The organism is Coriobacteriia bacterium (assembly GCA_031292615.1).
Lineage (GTDB): Bacteria > Actinomycetota > Coriobacteriia > Anaerosomatales > JAAXUF01 > JARLGT01.
The window spans coordinates 1-20,990 of the sequence record JARLGT010000093.1 but is presented as its reverse complement, the minus strand read 5'-3'; the positions used below and the strand labels follow the sequence as shown (position 1 = coordinate 20,990).

Below are 20,990 nucleotides of genomic sequence, written 5' to 3'. Positions count from 1 at the left end.
CGTCGACTACGTTCACTACGTGTTCCCGAACATGCCCGTCTATCGGATGCGATGGTCGATCGACAACTCGTTGTTCTCACTGGTGGGGTCCTCGCGCAAGAAGCGCCAGATCTGTTTCATGCCTCGTCGTCGACCCGAAGAAGCTACTCAGGTGTTCAACATTCTTCGATTCCGCGGCGCGCTCGACGGCTTCAAAGTCATCCCCATCCACGACATGAACGCGCAAGAGACCGCTGGAGTGATGGGCGGGTCGATGTTGTTCTTCAGCTTCGGGTATCCGGAAGGACTTCCGCTCCCCCCAGCCGAGGCCATGTCTCGAGGCTGCGTCGTGGTTGGTTACCACGGTTGGGGAGGGCGAGAGTACTTCGACCCGAGCGTTTGCTTCCCCGTGGAGGCCGGGGACGTGATGGAGTTAGCGCGAACAGCCGAGCGCGTCCTTGATGCGTGTCGCGCGAACGACGCAAGCGTGCTTGGGAGAGGTCGACTTGCCTCCAAGTTGATTCGGTCAAAGTACAGTCGTCAGCAAGAAACCGACGATGTGACTTCCGCGTGGTCGGAACTGCTGAGCGGCCGGACTGACACCTAACACCGCAAGCAGGGGCGAGCTGATGGGGTCTGCATACCGTCATGTGGCGTCATGGTTAAGAAGCACGTGGCACACCGACCTGGGCTTCAGGCCCAAGCACGTCAGCAGCATCGGTCTTTGCTCGTCCATCACGTCGACCTATCCTTAGAGCTCGTCGAGGACGGCCAGCGAGCACGGCGACTGGAGCGCAAAGCCGCGAGTTCAGTCGCAGCACCCTGCCTACAGGAGGATTGACCTTCCTCGCGTATTCGACTTCGATCTCGGCCGCCTAGATCAGCGCGTAGCAACCACGCGGCGTGAACGCGTGCGGCGCATCACTCAAGTCGTCTTCCAGCGCGATCGGAACGACCACCAGCATCGCGGCACCCGATCGATGTCGAGCACCTCGCCAAGGAAGGCCAAGCCGAGCACCGTCTATCAGCTTCTGCGCTTGATGAAGAAGTCGGCCATCGAGGCGAGCAAGTCGCGCGCCTTGGTGCGCGGAAGCTCGGCCTCAAGCGCGGCTTTGGCGTCGAACACGAGCCTCTCGGCGTAGGTGTTCGCGTAGTCGACCGAGCCTGAGTCGCGCATGATCTCGACCGCCTCGGCCAGCACCTCGGGATCAGTTTCGCGTGCCGAGAGGATTGCGAGCAGGCGCTCGCGAGCCTCCGAGTGCTCGAGCGCATGCACGGCGACGAGCGTGCGCTTGCCCTCGGTGATGTCGCTCCGGAAGTCCTTCTTGGTGGCTTCGCGCGTGCCGACGAGGTTGAGCACGTCGTCTTGGATCTGGAACGCAAGCCCGCTGGCCATGCCGAACGAACGCAGCGTGGCCGTCTGTGTCTCAGAGCCGCCGCCGATGATCGAGCCGATGGCCAACGGCACGGCGCCCGAGTAGAATGCCGTCTTGTGGTTGGCCATCAGGAGGTAGTCGGCCGTGGTCAGGTCGAAGCGGTCGTCTCGAGCCCATCCGATGTCGAGCGCCTGGCCCTCAATCGTGCGCGTGGTCATCTCGACGAGTTCGTGAAGCACGCGGAGTTTGACTGCGTCGTCGAGGCCCGGATCGTCGACCACGGTGCCGGTGACGAGCGACAGCGCCAGATCGCCGGCGTTGATCGCGAGGCCGAGGCCCTCCTTGATGTGGAGGCACGGCTCGCCTCGGCGGGTCTCGGAGGCGTCTTCGATGTCGTCGTGGATGAGCGCGGCGGTATGGAAGTGCTCTATGGCCGCAGCTGCGGCGCGAGCCTTCTCGGGATTGCCCCCAACTGCCTCGCACGCGAGCATGCAGATGAGGGGGCGATGGCGCTTGCCGGCGTTAGAGGTGTAGACGGCCAGCGGGCCATAGAGGTAACGGCGCATATCGGGATTCGCACCGTCGCTGAAGAACGTGGCGAGATAGTCGTCGAACTTCTTAGAGTTACGCCTGAGATAGAGCTCGAAGCCGATCATGACCCTCCCGAATGGTGACGTCCCCGACGCTCTTCGACGCGCGGTGCGCTTAACCTGCGCTCAAGGCGCACGCTCGCGGGTAATCGTAGCAGAGCACGCATCGATTCGCCGCAGCCTCCTGTCGAATGAATCTGCTGGAAATGGGTACCAATCAAGCAGTCCGGCAAGCCGTCCAGCGCACGGCTGACTCTAAGGGGTGGAGAGATGTACAACACGTACGGAAGCGACGCGGCAGGCGGAGCCTTTGCTGCTGGGTTATTCGCCTTCGCGGGCATCATGTCGTTGATCGGGCTCGCGGTTGCAATCGTGGTCATCGCCGGTCTATGGAAGGTCTTCACCAAGGCTGGCAGGCCGGGATGGGCTGCAATCATCCCGATCTACAACCTGTATATCCTGCTCGAGATCGTTGGGCGGCCAACGTGGTGGCTGGCTATCGTCATCGTCCCATTCGTGGCATGGATTCCAGTCATAGGATGGATACTGACTCTTGGGCTCTGGGTCGTGGCGTTCATCATCTACTGGGACCTTGCCAAGTCCTTTGGTAAGGACATCGGCTTCGCTATAGGGATGTTCTTCCTGAGCTTCATCTTCGTGCCGATCCTTGGCTTCGGTTCCTCGCAGTACATCGGCCCGATGGCGAGCGGATTCGGTCTGCCTGACACTCCCGGTGGCGGCGGATACGGCGGCGCACCTGGCGCCGGCGGCTACCCGCCGCAGGGTTACGGCCCCGGCCCCGGCTACCAGAATCCCGCCCCGTACACGCCTCCAGCGCCCGGTTACACTCCGCCGGCACCGACCTACGCGCCTCCAGCGCCTCCTGCACCCCCGGCACCGCCTGCGGCTCCGGCCTACCAGCCTCCCGCGGCTCCTCCGGCACCGCCTGCGGCGCCTCCGGCAGCTCCGACCTACGAGCCGCCTGCAGCCCCGCCCGCGCCGCCGACTCCACCCGCGCCCCCGGCGTAGCCGCAGCGCTTCCAACGCAACTAGAGAGCCCCGTCGCGACACGATCGCGGCGGGGCTCTTCTCTGTCTGGTATGGGCGTGCAGTTGTGAGACTCCCGGGTCGGACGCTCCTACTGCCCCTCTCGGCGGTAGCCTTTCTCGAGAAAGACGCCCTGCTTGGTGAAGCGTCGGTGGTACGTGAGCAGAAGCGCCACGAGGCTGCCGAGCGCCGTGGCAGCGGCCACCATCAACATCACGACGATCTGGTAGCCGGTCGCGGTGACAGGGTCGGCGCCGGCAAGGATCTGCCCTGCCATCATGCCGGGGATGAACACGATGCCCGCCGCCGCCATTGAGTTGATGGTCGGGATGAGGCCCGCTCGCAAGGCGTTGGTCACGGCACCGTGCGCCGCCTCCCAAGGCGTGGCTCCCAGAGCGGTGAGCGCGAGCAACTCGTCGGAGCGGGCATCGAAGTCGGCGTAGACGCGCTCGATTGCCAGCGCAATGCCGGTCATCGAGTTGCCGAGCACCATGCCGGCCAGCGGGATGACGTACTGCGGGAGATACCACGGCTTGACCTGCACGATCAGGCCGGTGACCGCGAAGGTGATGATGAAGCCAGTTAGCGTCATCGCAACAAACGCGCTGCCGAAGATGCCCGGAGGGGCGTCGGGGCTGCGCTTGAGAACAATCTGCGCGGCAGCCAGACACATGATCACGATGATCGCGATGACCAGCCACGGCGAGTTGATGTGGAACACGAAGCGCAGGACGAACCCCAGCGCGATGAGCTGTGCGTAGGTGCGCACCGTGGCAATCGCGAGGTCCTTGGTGATGCCGAGTGACATGCGAATCGATACGATGCCGACAAATACGACGAACAGTGTCGCAAGCGCCAGCCCCTGCCAGCCGATCTGGATGACGCCGCCCGCGGCCTCCCCGCTCACGGCGTCACCTCGACCTGCGTGAGACGCCCGCCCTCGAGGTGCAGGCGGCGCGAAGCGATGCCGTCGGAGCGATGATGCCGCACTCGCACGACCGCTCCCCCGCCGCGTCCCGCCCTTGCCGAGACGAACTCGCACGTCATCGCGGCAACCGCATCAGCGGCAACGTCATCGAGCGCGGCGTCGGGCTCGTCGAGCAGCAGGACCGACGGGTCGGTCAACAGCGTGCGCAGGAACGCCACGCGCGCCGCCTGCCCCACCGACAGCCGAGTCGCGTCTCGGTCGAGCGCAGCCTCAACGCCGAGCCGCGCGAGGCCCTCAGCGAGAACGCGGTCGTCGGGAGTACTCTCTGCGTGCCTCACGCCCAGCGACCAGGGGTAGACGAGGTTGTCGCGCAGCGTCCCAGCGAACATCACCGGCTTCTGTGGGAGCAGTGCGACCCGGGCGCGCCACCGCGCGGGAGCGAGCGCGACGGACGACTCTCCCGCGACCAGCAGCTCGCCCGTCGCTCCGGGTAGCAGCTGCGCAAGCGCGCGGAGCAGCGCCGACTTGCCCGAGCCGCTCGGACCGACTACGTCGACGATCTCGCCGGCGTCGACCGCGAGCGAGATGCCATCGAGAACGCGCACGTCGCCGGCGTCGCCGGGCACGACTGCGCTCAGCCCGCGCGCTTCAAGCAGAACGCTCACGCGCCCCACCGCTCGTCGCGAACCCACTCGGCGTGGAAGCGGTCGACCTCGGGGCCGGGCGCCGCAGGATGTCCGATCGCAATCATGCACAGCGCCGCGAATCCCTCCGGCGCCTCGACGATCTCGCGCACGACGGCCTCGCGCTCCTCGTTTGGATGCACGCCGATCCACACGCCGCCCAGCCCGATCGCGTGAGCCGCGACTAACAGGTTCTCAACGGCCGCCGAGCAGTCCTGCACCCAGTAGCCGGGATGCTTGTTGCCGTGAGTATCGGCGAGCACGACGATGCCCACCGGCGCTCGGCCAACCGGGCCAGCGTACTGCGTTGCTACGGCGAGCTTGGCGCGGGTCTCCTCGTCGCGAGCGACGACGAAACGCCACGGCTGCTGGTTGCCGGCCGATGGCGCCGCCATCGCAGCCCGCAGCAGCGTCTCGAGTTGCTCGGCAGTGACGGGCTCGTCGGTGAACTGGCGAACGCTGCGGCGAGTCATGAGCGCGGTGAGCGTGTCCATAGGGTGCCTCCTCGGCGGGTTGGGTTTTGGGGCCGGAGTCGTGAGCTCGCACGCGGCGGGCGTCTCGGGGTATGACGGGGCTCGTGCCAGCTGACCTGCCAGTTTGTACCCGAGCGCCACCCCAAGGCTGACGCGGTCGCACGCGGGCGCGACCGCTCACACCACGCGCACTACTTCGATGGCGTGGTGATGACGTAGCCGATCTGCGTGCTCTTGTCCGGCTGAGCCGTGATGGTAACCACGCCTTCGGCGGCCGACGAGCTGACCGTCAGCACGGTGACCGACGCGTCCGCCGAGGAGACGTCCTGCTGCATGACCTGCCAGCTAGCGTCCTGGAACCCTTTGGCCGTCCCGCTGAGAACGTCGTTGTAGGGGTCGCTCGTCGTGAACGTGGCCGACCACGAGTCGCCGTTGCTGCCCTTGGTGAGACGCTCCTTCATGACGCCCGAGCCCGGCCACAGCGGCAGGCTGGCTGGGAGCTTCTGCTTGAGCGTGCCAACGATCGCGGCACCTGGTGCAGCCACCTTCGCTTTGATCGTGACGTGGTTGATCGTCGGCGGGGGCGCAAGGGCCTTCTTGATCTGGTCACAGCCGGTCAGCCCAAGCGCGAGGGCTGCGACGAGTGCAAGGCTCAGAATCGTTCGTGCTCGCATGGTGCTCCAGTTCCTCTCGGGCCGCTGCCCGAGTGACGGGTCAACGTCGTGCTCGCCCAGGTCAGGGCGGTTCTCGGCGATGGCGGAGACGTGTGCGAATCGAACACACCCGGGACGCTCTTCACGCCCCACGCTGGTTTTGAAGACCAGGGGCACCACCAGGGGCCATCCGCCTCCATCGGCGCATTGTCCCGAACCGCCACTCGCAGTGTCAAACTGACGAAAGGCCACAAGGTAAGGGGTTTCTAACGCGGCTCTCATGTTACCAGCGGGTCGGGCAAAGAAGATGACTCCCATGGAATCAACAGAAGAAGCCCTCCCAGAACGACCCGGTGAGCGCTCTGTCGCTCGACGCTCGCGTTCTCGAAAGCTCCGTTGGTGGATCGCGGGCATCGTAGCCGTGGTCGTGCTGCTGGGCGCCCTATTCGTGGGAACCGCGTTGTGGACGGACCGTCCCGAGTTCTGTGGCACGTGCCATGAGATGCGGCCGTATGTCGACGCGTGGGCGGCCGGTCCCCACAGCAACGTCTGGTGCGTCGACTGCCACGTTGGCAAGAGCTACTCGGCGCGTTTCGCCCACAAGTTCACCGCGCTTGGCGAGGTCGTGGCGCACTTCTCGGGCAAAACCAGGTTGCCCATGAACACGCCTCCCCAGATAGCCGATGCGGACTGCGTGGTCTGCCACGCCACCGTCACGCCCAAGCTGAAGGCCTCCGGCTTCAACCACAACGAGCACGAGAGCAAGGCCGCCTGCCAGGCGTGCCACGCCGAGACCGGGCACGCAGTCACGCAAACCGCCCTGACGGCCGTGGGGGTGTTCAACCCGGGCGTCAGGCTCGCGGTTGTCGGCGGAGGAACCGCCACGGTCGGGCACGGCTCGGCCAACGTCGCAAACCACGTGAGCATCGCTTGCACGCGCTGCCACGACCTGAAGAAGACCGGGTGCTCGGCGTGCCACGCGGTGACGGCGAAGCACTTCAGGCCCGCCTTGAGCCCGCTTCCGGAGTGCACTCTGTGTCACAAGGCCGGCCCCAAGTGGACGTTCACCCACCCCGCCAAGGGCGAGTGCCAGACATGCCACACCGTGTCGGCCAAACACTTCAAGCCAGCAGTCGGCCCGCTCGGCGCATGCACGCAGTGCCATCAGGACATCGGCAAGAGCTGGGCGTTCACCCACCCACAGCCGCCGGTGGACTGTACGACGTGCCACGCGATTCCGGCTCAGCACTTCCAGCCGGCCACGGGCTCGCTCAAGCCGTGCTCGCAGTGCCACGCGCAGGCCGGGGTGTCGTGGAAGTTCTCGCATCCCGGATCGAGCGCCGACTGTGCGAGCTGTCACGCAGCCCCGGCCGGGCACTCGGCGGGCCAGTGCTCGCAGTGCCACCACAAGACCGGCGTGTCGTTCGCGTTCGTCCATCCATCGACGGGAGCTCCGCACGGAATCGGCGGGCGACCGTGTGCGGCATGTCACCCGAATGGATACACCACTCACTCGTGCACGTGCCACGGATAGGTGGCCTTGGCTGATGCAGGAGTGCCGAGAATCCGCCACTCGGCGACGGGTTTCTGTGAGAACTCTCAGAAAACCCTCATGTTGGCTTGAACTTCACAACCGACTATGAGGGGTACGAGTGCCCCCGCGGCCGCCGCGCGATCACGAGACTCCAGCCAAGGCGACGCGGCCGGTTCGTAGGGCGTCTGATGTAAGGTGGAATCACTTTGAAACTGACAAGGTTGCGACTGTTCGGCATCATCGTGGCTGCCCTGGTTCTCGGGACGGTCGCGTTGGCCGTTGCCGTGGACGCGCAATCTCCCGCCGCCTCGCAGATTCCGACGGTCGTGACGCATCAGGCCACGGCCACCCCCGCTCCTCACGCCCTCGTCGCAACGGCGACCGCGTCGGCCTCGTCCACGGCTATCAAGCCCGTGAGTGCCAAGCCTGAGTCGGCCAAACCCAAGTCGGATGCCGAGGCGACCGATCACTCGTCGTCCTCGCAGCGCGAAGTCGTGACGCCAAAGCTGCGCGACGACGGTGACGGTGACGAGGACGGTGCGGGCAACAACGACGGCGACTCGGATAACGCAGGCTCGTCGGGCACAGGCGGCACCAAGGCGTCGAGTGCTCAGGGATCGTCGACCAAGAGCTCGCAGTATGGCCGGGGTGGCTCCACCCACTCGAGCGGCCGTGCCAAAGGCCAAGACACCAAGAGTGCACCGTTCGGGAACACGAGAAGCGGGACGAGCACCCACGTACGCACGCCGGTTTCGAGGAGCACGAAGCGCCTCGGCAAACCCACACGTGTGCGAGCACGTCGCTCATCGGGCAAGAACGTGGGGAGCCGTTTCCGTAACTGACAGGGGGATCGATGCGCATTCTGGTGGTTGAGGACGAGGACTCGATCGCGTCATTCGTCGTCAAGGGACTGACCGCCGAGGGGCACTCAGTTGAACGCGCGGCCACAGCAGCCGAAGCCATCGGCCTGGGCATCACCTACGATTTCGACCTTATCTTGCTTGACTTGATCCTCCCGGACGGCAACGGCATCGACGTTCTCAAGCGAGTCCGAGTCGACCGGCCGGACGTGCCCGTCATCGTCGTGAGCGCTCTGGGCGAGGTCGACGACAAGGTCGACCTGCTCGACGCGGGCGCCGACGACTACCTGGTCAAACCGTTCGCCTTCGCAGAGCTTGCCGCCCGGGTACGCGCTGCCGCACGTCAAGGCGGGGCGTCGGGCCGTATCGTGACCGTGGGCGACATGTCGCTTGACACCAAGACGCGCGTCGTCACCCGCAGCGACGACGTAGTCGCCGACCTGCCGAGCCGCGAGTTCACGCTACTCGAGTACCTGATGCGTCACGCGGGCCAGGTGCTCACACGCCAACAGTTGCTGGACTCCGTGTGGGGAATCGATTTCGACGCCGGCAGCAATGTCGTGGACGTCTACGTGAGCTATCTGCGACGCAAGCTCGACCGCGAGGGAGAGTCCTCAGTCATCGAGACAGTCCGCGGTGCCGGATACCGTGTCCGCTCGTAAGAGACGGCTTTCGGCGAGCGGTCGCGTCGCGGTCGCAATGACCGCCATGCTCGCCATCGCCATCGCAGCACTGTGCGCAATCGCCTACCTATCGACCTTGCGCGGACTTACCAACGAGGTCGACACGTCCCTGCTCCACGAGGCGCAGGCGTACGCCGCTGCGATGAAGGGCTCGACCGACTCCACATCGCTGGTCAACGCGTCCCGCTCCTACCTGCAGGGCCGCACGGGTGCGGTGGCCGGCCCTGACCCGATTCTCATCGTGGTGACCGACGGCCACGTTCTATCCAACTCCTCGGTGCGCCTCGAATCGGCATCCGACAACAAGCCCGCCACCGAGCCGACCACCGCACCCGCCGGATTTGCGACCGTGCACCTCGGCGGCGAGTCCTACCGCGTGCTTACGGCGCCCGTGGTCGCGTCCGACGGGTCTCGCGTCGGGCTGCTGCAGACTGCGCTCTCGGAGCGCACACCACAGCTCGTCGCGGCCAGCGTGGCTGGGGCGCTCGCCGCAGCGGGCCTCATCGTCATGCTGATCGGCGTCGTGGCTTCGCTGTGGGTCGCACGCGCGTCGCTCAGCCCGTTGCGCGTGATGGCGGGTGACGCCGCGAGCATCACGCACTCCTCCCCCGGCCGGCGCATCGCCTACAACGGCCCGCCAGACGAGCTGGGAAGCCTCGCTGACTCGCTCAATGCGATGCTCGATCGCCTCGAGCGCGCCTACACCGACCAGCGCCGTTTCGTCGCCGATGCCAGCCACGAGCTTCGAACGCCTGTCGCGATAGTGCGCGGCAATATCGAGCTGCTGCGCAGCGGCAAGCTCGACGAGGCCGACGCCAACGAGTCACTCGAGATGATCGAGACCGAGGCATCACGCATGACGCGGCTCCTCGACGAGCTGCTCGCGCTCGCTCGGCTCGAGGGTGCGATGCACGACTTCCAGCCGCTTGAGGTACGCACCATGCTCGACGAAGGCGCGGCTCGGGCGCGCAAACTCGCCGAGCGAACCATCGCGGTGAGTTGCGCGTCGGGCGCTTGGATCAACGGCGACCCCGACCTGCTCGACCAGGCGATCGTCAACATCCTGCGCAACGCCGTGGCGCACACGAGCGACGGCGGCCGCATCACACTCTCCTGCACGGCAACGCCGGTCGCGGTCACGATGTCGGTCACCGACGACGGCCCCGGTATCCCCCAGGCCGACCTGGACCGCATCTTCGACCGCTTCTACCGCGCGCAGGGTCCGCGGCCGGGTGACAGTGGCGGGGCCGGACTGGGGCTCGCGATCGCCAAGCGCCTCGTCGACCTTCACGGCGGCGCGATGGCTGCCGAGAACGCCGCCGGTGGCGGTGCCTGCTTCAGCATCACGCTGCCGAGAATCGCGCCGCCACAGCCGTACGACGATGCCGATGCGAGCGAAGCCTAGCCTCGCAGCGTGCGCAGGTCGCCGACGCGCTTCGTAAAGCCTTGCGCGTCGAGGTGCTCCAGCAGCGGAATCGCGAACTTGCGGCTCACTCCCAGCGCGTCGCGCAGCTCGGCAGCGGTGGCACCCTCGGGGTGCTCGGCGAGCACCGGCCGCAGCTTGTCACGCGCGCTCTCGTAGGCGCCCGCCGAGAAGTGCAGCTCGCTCGTGACACGCACAACCGCACCGGCGGCGACCAGCCGGCCCAGCACCTTGCGCACGACTACGACCTCGGCGCCTGTCGCAACCGACAGCTCCGCAACCGATGGTGGCTCGAGGCCCGCTGCTTCGAGCAGCGGGATGATGGTATCGGCAGCGGTCTGCTCGGCGAGCTGCGCGGTCACAGCAGCCTTGGGGTGATGCACGCGGCCTGCGTCGGCGACCGCGACGCCCGCGGACTCGGCCTCGGCGAGCACCGCGTCGAAGACGCGAGCGTCGAGGCGCCGGTCGACTAAGTCGCGCAGGGCCGCAGTGGCGATGCCGGACTCCGTGGGGTTCTCGGCGTGGTAGGTCGCCAGGACGCGCTCCGTGGTGGCGATCAGTTCGCTCAACGCCTGGGGCGTTACGAAGTACGTGTCGCTGCCCACCTTGAGGCGTGCGAGTTTGGCGCGGTTCAGCTCGTCGGCGACTGCCGCGCGAGCCACCCCTAGCGCCAGCGCGACCTCGGCCGAACTCATCGGCAGTCCGCGCGACCCGAGCAAGCCGAGCGAGGCACCGTGCAGGTCGTGGGCGACGAGCGCGTCGAGGAGCTGCCGCTCGTGGGGCGCCAGATGCGTGCGGCGCGGCGGCAGCACGTCGAGCACCATGCCGCCGCCCACCGTGTAGACCGGAGAGTAGCTGCGCACGATGAAGCGGTCGTCGTAGCGTGGCATGAGCGGCTCCTCAAGCCGCACCTGCGCCAGTGCCGACTCGCCCGGCGAAAGCGTATCGCGGTCCATCAGCAGCACTCGGCCGAGAACTTCTCGCGTGCCGTGGTCGATGTGGACGCGCGCGCCGCTCGCGAACGGCTTCTCGTCACCGGGCGTGCCGAGGTACGTGAAGCGCGCGTCGAAGCGGTCGGTGACGGTGAGGCTTCCGGGCTCGGCGATCACGTCGCCGCGTGCGATCTGATCGCGCTCGATGCCGACGACGTTGACGGCGACGCGCTGGCCGGCTTGCGCTCGCTCGACGCTCGCGCCGTGCACCTGCACGCCGCGCACGCGGCCGCGCACGCCGCTCGGGTAGACCTCGATGGCGTCGTCACGCTTGGCGCTTCCGGCCCACATCGTGCCGGTGACCACCGTGCCCGCGCCGGCGATCGTGAACACGCGGTCGACCGGGAGGCGCATCGGCAGGTTGGCGTGGCGGCTGGGCGTTTCGTCGGCGACGTGATCGAGCTGTGCGAGCAGCTCCGGGAGTCCCGCGCCAGTCTTGGCGCTGACTTCGACGATGGGCGCACCCGCGATCGATGTACCTTTGAGCAGCCGCTCGATATCGGCGCGCACGAGCGCAAGCCACTCGACATCGGCGAGGTCGGACTTGGTGATCGCGACCACTCCGCGACAGATGCCGAGCAGGTCGATGATCGCCAGGTGCTCGCGAGTCTGCGGCATCACGCCGTCGTCGGCGGCGACAACCAGCAGCACGACGTCGATGCCGGTCGCGCCCGCAACCATCTGGCGCACGAACTTCTCGTGGCCGGGGACGTCAACCACGCCCATCGTCCGGCCGCTCGGCATCTCGAGACGCGCGAAGCCCAGCTCAATAGTGACGCCGCGCTCCTTCTCCTCGGGCAGGCGGTCTGGGTCAGTGCCGGTCAGCGCCTTTACCAGCGCGGACTTGCCGTGATCGATGTGCCCAGCGGTGCCAAGAACGAGTGAAGGCATGCGCGAACGGTTCCAATCGTGTGAAGCGAGGGTGCAGCTAGCGTATCACGCGACCATTCGGCACGAGCCATCGCACGCGCTGGCAAGAAGTGTCAGGCTGTGGAGAATCGGCGGTATGTATTTGGGAAACGCACGAGCTGGCGCGACAATCGCGTTGTAGTGGCCGGCCGCGGTTTCTCATCGGCGCACACCCAGGAGGGATTCACGATGATGGCACTCTGGATCTTGATAGCGATCGTGATCGTGCTCGCGCTCGTTGTTATTGGAATGTACAACGGACTCGTCACCCGCAAGAACCGGGTCGAGGAAGCCTCGAGCGACATCGACGTGCAGCTCAAGCGCCGCTACGAGCTCATCCCCAACCTCGTGAACACGGTCAAGGGATACGCGGCCCACGAGAGCGGCGTCTTCGAGAAGGTCACCGAGCTGCGCGCGGGCCTGGTGACCGGCACCACCGCCGAGAAGGTGGGAGCGAGCAACCAGCTCACCGAGACGCTGAAGTCGCTCTTCGCGGTCGCCGAGAACTACCCCGAGCTCAAGGCAAACCAGAACTTCCTCGCTCTCCAAGCCGACCTGACCGACACTCAGGACAAGATCATGGCCGCCCAGCGCTTCTACAACTCCAACGTGCGCGACTTCAACACGGCCATCCAGGTCTTCCCCACCAACCTCATCGCCAACTCGCTTGGCTTCACCAAGTTCGAGTTCATCGAGGCTGCCCCGGCAGAGACCCAGAACGTGAACGTGCAGTTCTAACCGATGGCCACAACGACCTACACCGAGATCTCTTCGAACAAGTGGCGAACCGTGGTCGTGATGACGGTGTTCGTCGCCGCGATCATCGCGCTGGGCTACGTGTTCGGCGTAGCTCTTGACCTGCCGTGGTTGCTGCCGCTGGCAATCGTCATCGCTGTCGCCCAATCGTTCTCCTCGTACTGGTGGAGCGACAAAGTCGCCCTGGCAATCTCGAGCGCCCACGAGGTGGACAAGGCCCAAGCGCCCGAGCTGTATCGGCTCGTCGAGAACCTCTCGATCGCCAGCGGCCTTCCGATGCCTCGCGTCTACATCGTCGACGACCCCTCGCCCAACGCCTTTGCGACGGGTCGCGATCCTCAGCACGCGGCCATCGCGGTCACTACCGGGCTGCTCGGAAAGCTCACCAAACCGGAGCTCGAAGGCGTGCTCGCGCACGAACTCTCGCACATCGGCAACTACGACATCCTGCTCTCCAGCGTGGTCGTCGTGCTCGTGGGCTTCGTCGTCTTGCTCTCGGACTTCTTCCTGCGCTACACGTTTTGGTTCGGCGGTGGAAGGCGGAGGAGCTCGAGTAGCGGCGACGCGGGCCAGCTCGGCGCGATCATGATGATCGTCGGCATCGTGCTCGCACTTCTCTCGCCGCTCTTCGCGATGCTCATCCAGCTCGCAATCTCGCGTCGCCGCGAGCTCCTTGCCGATGCAAGCGGGGCGCTGCTCACACGCAACCCCGACGAACTTGCCGATGCGCTGGAGAAGATCACCGCCGACCCGCTCTCGATGCATCACGTTAACAAGGCGACGGCTCATCTGTGGATCGCAAGCCCTCTGCACGACACCGAGGGCAAGACGAAAGGATGGATGGCGGGGCTCTTTGACACGCACCCCGACCCCGCCGTCAGGATCGCGCGGCTGCGCGAGATGGCCAGGTAGCCTTCCGGGTGCTCGCCGCAGATGCTTGCTACCCGCCGACGACCTCGCCGAGACGCGCGACGATGGCGTCCTCCTCGGCGGGCGAGAGAATCGTGCGGGGGTCGAGCAGTACGCGGTCGTCCTTGACTCGCGCTACGATCGCCGGATCGCCGCCACACCGCAGCAGCGCTTCGAGCTTGCCCGCCGAGAGTGACTTGGGAGCGATGGCAACCACGGCGCTGGGGATGTCGGCGAGCGGGAGCGAGCCCCCACCGGCGCGCGCGATATCGTCGGCCGTCGTGACGTCGGCCGCCTGCCCCAGCGCCTGCCGGATGCGCTCGGCAAGCGCTTGAGCGCGGACGCGGATCTCGGCCTGCGGCGTGGTGAGCATGCGCAGCGTCGGGATCTCGGACAGCGCGCGCTCTTCCTCGAGGTAGGCTCGCAGCGTGGCTTCGAGCGCCGCGAGCGTCATCTTGTCGAGACGCAGTGCGCGCGCCATCGGATGCTTCTTGAGGCGCTGGACGACGTCGAACCGGCCCACGATCAACCCGGCCTGCGGTCCGCCGAGCAGCTTGTCGCCGGACGCCGTGACCACCGCAGCGCCCGCCGCAACGCTTGCACCCACCGTGGGCTCATCTGGCAGGCCAAAGCGTGTCAGATCGAGCAGCACACCGCTGCCTTGGTCCTCCATCACCTGGACGCCGTGGGGCGCCCCGAGCGTGACCAGGTCGGCGAGCGAGACCTCCTCGGTAAAGCCCACCACGCGGTAGTTGCTCGAGTGCACCTTGAGTAGCAGCCCCGTGTCGGGCGTCATCGCGTTCTCGTAGTCCGAGAGGTGCGTCTTGTTGGTGGTGCCCACATCGACCATCTTGGCGCCCGACTCGGCCATGATGTCGGGGATGCGGAAGCTGCCGCCGATCTCGACGAGCTGTCCACGCGAGACGATGGCTTCGCGTCCACGTGCCAGGCCCGCGATAGCGAGCATCACCGCAGCTGCGTTGTTGTTGACGGCCATCGCGGCCTCGGCGCCGGTCAGGCGACAGAGCAGCGACTCGACGTGGACGTGTCTGCTGCCGCGCTCGCCGCTTTCGACGTCGTACTCCAGCGTGGAGTAGCCGGCGGCGACCTGCGCCACTGCCGCTGCGGCCGCGTCGGACAGAACGCTGCGGCCGAGGTTGGTGTGCACGATGATGCCGGTTGCGTTGATGACACGCCGAAGCGACGGCCGCGCGGCTAGCAGGGCTCGGCCGGCAGCCTCGCGCGCAAGTGCGTCAGGCGCTACGTCGACCAGCTCGCCGGCCACGAGCTTGGCGCGCGCGTCGTCGATGGCCGCCCGAGCGGCATCGAGCACGAGCGGGCGCGGGACGCTTGCGAGCGTCTCGGCGAGCGCGGGAGCGGCGAGCACCTCGTCGACCTTGGGCAGCGAGCGAAGAACGGCGTTGGTATCCATGCGTTCGATAATACCTGAGGCGACGATGTGATTCTTGCCCGCCCTGTCCAGATCGACTTGCCGCTCCCGGCCGCACACCGTCCACCCGCCGAGCGCCATCGGCCGACTGCGCCATACGCGTTCCCGCGACATGGCGCAGCCTCATATACTGGTCCTCCCCACCGATGGGAGAGACCTTGACCACCATCATCACCGAGACCGAACGCTTGATCCTGCGCACGTGGGAGCCGGAAGACCACGCAATCCTCGAGCGCATCTCCGATGAGTCCCGCATCACCAGGTGGCTTGCCATCGGCGAGCCACTGACCAACAAGAAGGTCGATCAGTTCCTCGCCAACCAGACGCACGGCCAAGAGTCGCGTGGCTGGTGCCGCTGGGCGGTCGAACTGCGCAAGCCCGGTCTAGGCGATCCGCGCGGGCTCGTGGGGTTCTGCGGTTTCGGCTGCAAGTTCGCGCCCGAAGTCGAGTTGGGCTGGACGCTGCTGCCGCAGGTCTGGAACCGCGGGCTGGCGACGGAGGCCGCCCGCGCGGCGCTCGACTACGGCTTCAACGTGATCGGATTCCCGCAGGTCATCAGTGCCGTCTTGCCCGACAACGCGGCTTCGCGCCGCATAGCCGACAAACTCGGAATGGCGGTGGCGGGCTCGATCAAACGCGACAACCAGTCACACCTGCGCCACGTCCTCGACAACCCATCCTCCAACCCGCCGAGCGACCCTCGGTTCTCGCTGGACTGCCCTCCGTACGACTGGTAGCGGCGAGAGACCGACGTTCCGATTGCATCACGCCGGTCCGGGCCCGGCTAGTTCGCGCATTGGTGTGGTATTTGGTTGCATATTCTCGGCGGCGCTTTGTATGCGCTGCTTCCGGGTACAGATTGCAGTTGCCTGGAACCCGCCCAAGCAGGAGCATCGACACGCGTTACGCAAGATGGCATGAATCACTCGAAACCGGCGACCAACAGGTCGACGCGCAGCACCGTGCGCTGTACGAACTGGTCAACGACCTGAACGCCAGCGCGGTACTCGGCGAGGGACAGCAAAGCGAGACTGACGCGCTTCAACGCATCGTTCAGTACGCATCGACGCATTTCGGGACCGAGGAAGCGCTCATGGAGCGCTACTCATACCCCGGGTTCAACGAGCACAAGTCCGTCCACACGGACTTCGCCGGAACCGCCCAGAGCATGTTGTGGGAACACGCCGCTGGCAAAGGCCCGAGCATTCGCGAACTCGCGGAGTTCATGGAGGGGTGGCTAGCGGAGCACATCGCCAACTTCGACCAGCCGATGGTCGAACACATCCGCTCGTGCAGGCTGCGCGACTAGTCGCTAGCCAAGCCGCTCTCGGACCGCAGACCTCTAGGCGATTGTCAGCACGTCGTCGGCGACGAGCGCGGCGACGCTGTCGGGCATCGCGCCCACACTCCCCACCGCCAACTCCTCGGCCACGCCGAGGAAGTCCAGGCACGTGCCGCAGGCTTTGATGGCCACGCCGGCCTCCTGGAGCAGCTTGAGGTCGTCGATCGACGCCGAGCCGTCGCAGGCAAGTCGCACGCCCTCGTTCATCAGCATGACCGCCTTGGGTTTCTCGGCGTTGCGCGCCAGGGAGTACAGGAAGCTCTTCATGAGCAGCGCGCCGAGCTCGTCGCTTCCTCGGCCGATCTTGTCCGTGACGATGAAGATGCGCTTGGCCATGGGTAGGCCCCTCTCATGCGTTTGGCTGATAGCGAAAGCTCGCGACGATTATAGCTGCAGCTGAACGCAAGCGGAGCGTGATGCGAACGACAGCGGCGGCACAGCCCTCAACGAACCGTGATGCGCCCGGCCTCGCCCTCGCATACGCCGCCGATGAGCGCGCCTTTCACGCTGCGGGTCGCGAGAGCGAGCGCAAGCGCGTCGGCGCGATCGGGCGCGACGGCCATCAACAGGCCGCCGCTGGTCTGCGGGTCGGCCAGGACGCGCAGCCACATCTCGGCGGGCTCCTCGGCGTGCCAGTCGGTCCACTCGCGCACCCAAGCGACCAGCTCGTGCGTGCGGCCGGGGACGACGCCGTCGGCCGCGTAGCCCAGCGCGCGGTCGAACAGCGGCACGTCGGCTGCAGCGAGCCATGCCGCCACACCGCTGCCCTCGGCCATCTCGTGCAGGTGGCCGAGCAGCCCAAAGCCCGTCACGTCGGTGCAGGCGTGCACGCCCACCTCGATCATCGCCTCGGCGGCGAGGCGGTTGAGCTGGGCCATCGACTCGATCACGTAGCGGGCGCTGTCCTCGGTCTCAAGGCCCTGCTTGATTGCCGTCGCCATCACGCCGGTGCCGATGGGCTTGGTCAGGAACAGCACGTCGCCCGGGAGCGCTCCGATGTTGCGCACGACCGCGTCAGGATGCACGACACCCATCACGGAGAGCCCGAACTTCGGCTCCTTGTCGTCGATCGTGTGGCCACCCACGGTAACGGCACCGGCTTCGGCGACCTTCTCGGCGCCTCCGCGGACAACTTCGCCCACAATGTCGGGGCCAAGCGAGCACGGGAACGCGAGCAGGTTCATCGCGGTGAGCGGACGTCCGCCCATCGCGTAGATGTCGGAAAGCGAGTTGGCCGCTGCGATGCGCCCGAAGTCGTACGGGTCGTCGACGATGGGCGTGAAGAAGTCGACCGTCAGCAGCGTCGCGATCTCGGGCGTGAGCCGGTAGACCGCAGCGTCGTCGCTGGTCTCGAAGCCCAGCAGCAACTGCTCGGAGTTGCCGGGAGCGATGTTGGCGAGCACCGCCTTGAGGTCGCCCGGACCCCACTTAGCGGCTCAACCAGCTTTACTCGACAGTTGTGTCAGCCGGATCTTCTCGCGGTCGCTCATGGTCGCAGGCCTCCTCTCGGCGTCACAGGTAGGTAAGCCGCAGCGCGACCACCCCGTTGGAGTCCAGGGGAACCGAGAACCGAGTGCCGCCTACGGCGACGTGTGCTCCGCCGCGGACGTCGGCGATCGAGGCGACGCGACGCTCCGAGGAGATGTCTGCCGAGAGCTTCCTGGGCGCGTGGTTGACCAGCACGAGCACGTCGTCGTCCTCGCCTTGGAACAGCGAAAGCTCGACGTCGGGAGCGTCGCAGCCCACCGGTGCGCCGCAACCTGCACCGCGCGCCACCGAGCCGTAGACCTCGCGCAACAGCGAGCGGACGGGGGCCGGCGTGGCCCATGGGTCGCCCTGCGCGATCGCGCGCTCGAGCGGAGTCGCGATGTAGATGGCGCGCCCCTGGCCCACCTGGTTGACCGTCAGCAGCGGGCTGCCCGTGTCATCGGTGGCAACCACCGTCGCCGAGCCCGGCGAGAGCAGCGCGAAGTTGGCCAGCCCGAGCTTCACGTCGAAGCTCTCCAGCGCACCCAGCGCTGTCTCCTGCGCAACTCGGCACGACAGAATCTCGCGAGGGCCCGCATCGCCCAGGAACTCGACACCGAACAGCGAGCGGACGTACGGAGCGGCGTCGCCTCCGCCGTACGAGAGCACGATCGAGCCGCCGCCTTGCACGAAGCTCGCGAGCCGCTTCCACGTGCGCTCGGCCAGGTCGAAGGCGCTCGGAACGATCAGCACTGAGTACGCCGAGAACTCGTCGGTCTCGTCGGCGACAGTGACTGGAACGTGCGCCTCCTTGGCACCCACGAAGGCGGCGAGACAGGCGCGCGGGTCGTAGAGCCCGGCGAGGTTGGGCAGCGACATGTAGCGTTCGACCGGGACGATCACGGCCGTGCGCTCGGGACTCGGCTCGTAGCTCTTCAGGTCGATGCGCGCGGCGGCGCGCACGAAGGCGCGGGCCTCCTCGAAGCTCGGCTTGAGCTCGCCCTCGCCATCGGCGACGCCGACGAGCGTCTCGAACGGGTCGACGAAGTATGGCTCGCGACGCTCCGTCTCCAGATCGCGAAAGCGGCGGAGCAGCGCACCAGACGAGCCGTTGACCAGCCCCGACCACAGCGCGATACGCAGTGCGGCTGCCTCTTCGGCCGCCGAGTTGTCCAAGGTCAGCGGGCCGACGGCGTCCATCAGCACCGGCTTGCCCCGATCGGCAGCACGGAGGAGGAACGAGTCGAGGTAGGTCGCCGGTCCGCTCGTGACCGGGCCCTCGGCGGCGTACGCGCGATACGCCGCGGTCACGTGTGTCACGCCGAACTCGCACGTCTCGATGGCGACGCGAGCATCCACACCGGTCGCCCGGAAGAGCGTCTCGGGGTCGCAGCCCAAGGTGATGGGCCGCTTGGGATCCAGCTCGCGGATCGCGTCGCGCATCTGGCTCGTCCACGCCTCGAGTGCCACATCGCTGGAGAACTGGGAGTAAAACGCCTCGTCGGCGAGCTGCCACGCGAATACGCCGGCCTCTGCGCGAAGCCGGGCCACGACGTACTGGATGAGCGACGTCTCCCGGGCAACGAGGTACGGGTCGTTTGTTGCATCTCGGCGGCGTCCCCAGGTGACGTCGGTCAGCTCGGCGTGTCGGTCATCGGCGAAGAAGCACACGATGACCTGCTGCTTGTGCGCGGCTGCGCTCTCCACCAGCTCCGCAAAGCAGGTCAGCGCCGCAGCGTCGTACTGGCCGACCTGCGGCTCCAGCACTTTCCACGACACCAGGAGTCGCACCAGCGCGAAGCGCGCCTCCTCCAAGACGCCGAGGTCGGGCTCCAGGTCGCGGTGGTACCACTCGGACCATCGCTTGTTCTCGGCGTCGAGCGGGAAGAGCGTGGCGCCCACCGGGTAGAGCGGGTTGCGGCGCGGGCCCTTGGATGCGGGCGCCTCACGCTGCGCGCCTACGACCACAGCGTCCAGGTCGGCTGGCGCCGAGACAGACTCGCCAGCTGGCGCTGGCGGCTCGGTGGGGCCGATTCGATGATGTCGTGGGCGCGACTCGCCCCTGCGTGTCGGCATGCTAGTCCCGGGTCTCGGCGTAGGTGTCGTAGAGCTTCCAGAAGAGGCCTTGGCGGCGCGTGTCGTGATAGGCGGCGCGGCGAATCTCCCAGTGCGCGCGCGCGTACTCGCCCTCGGTCAGCAGCACGGCAGCCAGCCCAAAGCGCGCGCGGACGCACGCCGGGTCGAGCTCGACCGCGCGCACGTAGGCGGCTTTGGCCTGCCCGAACCGCTGGAGCGACAGTAGCGACTCGCCCAGCAGCACGTGCGGCATCGGGTGGTTGGGCACTGCGCGGGCCAACGCGCCAAACACGCGCGCCGAGTTGCGATTCAGGCCGGGCCGCTTGGCAAACGCCGCTCCCAGCACGTAGACCGCGGTCGAAGCGCGTGTGGAGACCGCGAGCGAGCGCAGCGCGACCGACATCGCCTCGTTGGCGGCCTCCTGCTTCAGGTACAGGTAGCCGGCAAGCGCGAGTGTCTCGGCGTCGTCCGGGTTCTCGTCGAGGATGAGGCGGATCAGATCGGCCGCCGCGAAGAAGTCCTCCTCGAAGGCGAGCGCGAACGCCGCAGACAGCCGAGCAGCCCGATCGGGTGCGACCGTCGCCGGATCCGGGGCGGGCCGACCGTCGTCGTAGACGCCGGCCAGCGCAAAGAAGAAGTCGTCTTGGCTGGGGTCGAGCTCGCCGGCCTTGCGAAAACCCGGAAGCGCCGTGGCCATCCCCTCGCGCTTGAGCGCCGCCACCGCTAGGTTGTACATCGCGCGCGCCTCGTGGGGGTTGAGCGCGAGCGCCTGTCGCCACGAGTCGATCGCCTCGGCATCGAAGGACGCCGCCGAGAACGCCTCTCCCAGCTGCACGTGGGCAGTCACGAGATCGGGGACG

Annotated in this window: 21 protein-coding genes and 1 tRNA gene; 10 read left to right on the top strand and 12 right to left on the bottom strand. The window is 66.9% G+C overall.

Features of this window, described 5'->3' with window-relative positions:
* Positions 1 to 586: glycosyltransferase family 1 protein (locus P4L93_08495; GenBank protein MDR3686978.1), on the top strand; the 586-nt coding region annotated here is incomplete at its 5' end.
* A gap of 417 nt (positions 587 to 1,003) precedes the next feature.
* On the opposite strand, the gene P4L93_08490 is transcribed toward P4L93_08495, so the two are convergent.
* The gene (locus P4L93_08490) at positions 1,004 to 2,011 is read right to left on the bottom strand and encodes a polyprenyl synthetase family protein (protein ID MDR3686977.1); all 1,008 of its coding nucleotides are present in this window, start codon (positions 2,009 to 2,011) and stop codon (positions 1,004 to 1,006) included.
* 204 nt (positions 2,012 to 2,215) lie between these two features.
* Between P4L93_08490 and P4L93_08485 the strand changes: the two genes are divergently transcribed.
* On the top strand, positions 2,216 to 2,974 hold the full coding sequence (locus P4L93_08485; protein MDR3686976.1) for a DUF5684 domain-containing protein: 759 nt from the start codon (positions 2,216 to 2,218) through the stop codon (positions 2,972 to 2,974).
* Between the two features lie 109 nt (positions 2,975 to 3,083).
* Here the strand turns inward: P4L93_08485 and fetB are convergent, their stop codons facing one another.
* From fetB to P4L93_08460, 5 genes are all read right to left on the bottom strand, one after another.
* Positions 3,084 to 3,899, bottom strand: coding sequence for an iron export ABC transporter permease subunit FetB (gene fetB / locus P4L93_08480; GenBank protein ID MDR3686975.1), 816 nt, complete (start codon positions 3,897 to 3,899; stop codon positions 3,084 to 3,086).
* On the bottom strand, positions 3,896 to 4,585 hold the full coding sequence (locus P4L93_08475) for an ATP-binding cassette domain-containing protein (protein ID MDR3686974.1): 690 nt from the start codon (positions 4,583 to 4,585) through the stop codon (positions 3,896 to 3,898). The genes fetB and P4L93_08475 overlap by 4 nt, the downstream gene beginning before the upstream one ends.
* Entirely contained in the window at positions 4,582 to 5,097 is a 516-nt protein-coding gene (locus P4L93_08470) for a nitroreductase family protein (protein ID MDR3686973.1), read from the bottom strand. Before P4L93_08470 ends, P4L93_08475 begins: the two co-directional genes overlap by 4 nt.
* A gap of 170 nt (positions 5,098 to 5,267) precedes the next feature.
* Complete coding sequence (locus P4L93_08465; protein MDR3686972.1) at positions 5,268 to 5,750, bottom strand: hypothetical protein; 483 nt, start codon at positions 5,748 to 5,750, stop codon at positions 5,268 to 5,270.
* 80 nt (positions 5,751 to 5,830) lie between these two features.
* Positions 5,831 to 5,927: transfer RNA gene (locus P4L93_08460), tRNA-Sec, on the bottom strand.
* A gap of 118 nt (positions 5,928 to 6,045) precedes the next feature.
* Between P4L93_08460 and P4L93_08455 the strand changes: the two genes are divergently transcribed.
* The 4 genes from P4L93_08455 (at position 6,046) to P4L93_08440 (ending at position 10,211) form a co-directional block, all read left to right on the top strand.
* A complete protein-coding gene (locus tag P4L93_08455; protein MDR3686971.1) occupies positions 6,046 to 7,263 on the top strand; it encodes a NapC/NirT family cytochrome c in 1,218 nt (405 codons plus the stop codon).
* Positions 7,264 to 7,469: 206 nt separating this feature from the next.
* Positions 7,470 to 8,105, top strand: coding sequence for a hypothetical protein (locus tag P4L93_08450; protein ID MDR3686970.1), 636 nt, complete (start codon positions 7,470 to 7,472; stop codon positions 8,103 to 8,105).
* An 11-nt stretch (positions 8,106 to 8,116) separates the two neighbouring features.
* Positions 8,117 to 8,785, top strand: coding sequence for a response regulator transcription factor (locus P4L93_08445; protein MDR3686969.1), 669 nt, complete (start codon positions 8,117 to 8,119; stop codon positions 8,783 to 8,785).
* A complete protein-coding gene (locus P4L93_08440; GenBank protein MDR3686968.1) occupies positions 8,772 to 10,211 on the top strand; it encodes a HAMP domain-containing sensor histidine kinase in 1,440 nt (479 codons plus the stop codon). The genes P4L93_08445 and P4L93_08440 overlap by 14 nt, the downstream gene beginning before the upstream one ends.
* Here the strand turns inward: P4L93_08440 and selB are convergent.
* Positions 10,208 to 12,112 (bottom strand): selenocysteine-specific translation elongation factor, encoded by a 1,905-nt coding sequence (gene selB, locus P4L93_08435; protein ID MDR3686967.1) that lies wholly within the window; start codon positions 12,110 to 12,112, stop codon positions 10,208 to 10,210. The genes P4L93_08440 and selB overlap by 4 nt on opposite strands.
* 207 nt (positions 12,113 to 12,319) lie before the next feature.
* On the opposite strand from selB, the gene P4L93_08430 reads away from it, so the two are divergent.
* A complete protein-coding gene (locus P4L93_08430; protein MDR3686966.1) occupies positions 12,320 to 12,868 on the top strand; it encodes a LemA family protein in 549 nt (182 codons plus the stop codon).
* Positions 12,869 to 12,871: 3 nt separating this feature from the next.
* Positions 12,872 to 13,798 (top strand): M48 family metalloprotease, encoded by a 927-nt coding sequence (locus P4L93_08425; protein MDR3686965.1) that lies wholly within the window; start codon positions 12,872 to 12,874, stop codon positions 13,796 to 13,798.
* 28 nt (positions 13,799 to 13,826) lie between these two features.
* Here the strand turns inward: P4L93_08425 and selA are convergent, their stop codons facing one another.
* Positions 13,827 to 15,227, bottom strand: a complete 1,401-nt coding sequence (gene selA / locus P4L93_08420) for an L-seryl-tRNA(Sec) selenium transferase (protein ID MDR3686964.1) — start codon at positions 15,225 to 15,227, stop codon at positions 13,827 to 13,829.
* Positions 15,228 to 15,403: 176 nt separating this feature from the next.
* On the opposite strand from selA, the gene P4L93_08415 reads away from it, so the two are divergent.
* Positions 15,404 to 15,982, top strand: coding sequence for a GNAT family N-acetyltransferase (locus tag P4L93_08415; protein MDR3686963.1), 579 nt, complete (start codon positions 15,404 to 15,406; stop codon positions 15,980 to 15,982).
* Between the two features lie 62 nt (positions 15,983 to 16,044).
* A complete protein-coding gene (locus P4L93_08410; protein ID MDR3686962.1) occupies positions 16,045 to 16,554 on the top strand; it encodes a hemerythrin family protein in 510 nt (169 codons plus the stop codon).
* A 33-nt stretch (positions 16,555 to 16,587) separates the two neighbouring features.
* Here P4L93_08410 and yedF read toward each other — a convergent pair whose 3' ends face one another.
* The 4 genes from yedF to P4L93_08390 all read right to left on the bottom strand — a co-directional run.
* On the bottom strand, positions 16,588 to 16,923 hold the full coding sequence (gene yedF / locus P4L93_08405; protein MDR3686961.1) for a sulfurtransferase-like selenium metabolism protein YedF: 336 nt from the start codon (positions 16,921 to 16,923) through the stop codon (positions 16,588 to 16,590).
* 107 nt (positions 16,924 to 17,030) lie between these two features.
* Complete coding sequence (gene selD, locus P4L93_08400) at positions 17,031 to 18,077, bottom strand: selenide, water dikinase SelD (protein MDR3686960.1); 1,047 nt, start codon at positions 18,075 to 18,077, stop codon at positions 17,031 to 17,033.
* A 22-nt stretch (positions 18,078 to 18,099) separates the two neighbouring features.
* On the bottom strand, positions 18,100 to 20,130 hold the full coding sequence (locus P4L93_08395; protein ID MDR3686959.1) for a beta-galactosidase trimerization domain-containing protein: 2,031 nt from the start codon (positions 20,128 to 20,130) through the stop codon (positions 18,100 to 18,102).
* 1 nt (position 20,131) lies between these two features.
* On the bottom strand, positions 20,132 to 20,990 hold an 859-nt coding region (locus P4L93_08390), incomplete at its 5' end, for a tetratricopeptide repeat protein (GenBank protein MDR3686958.1).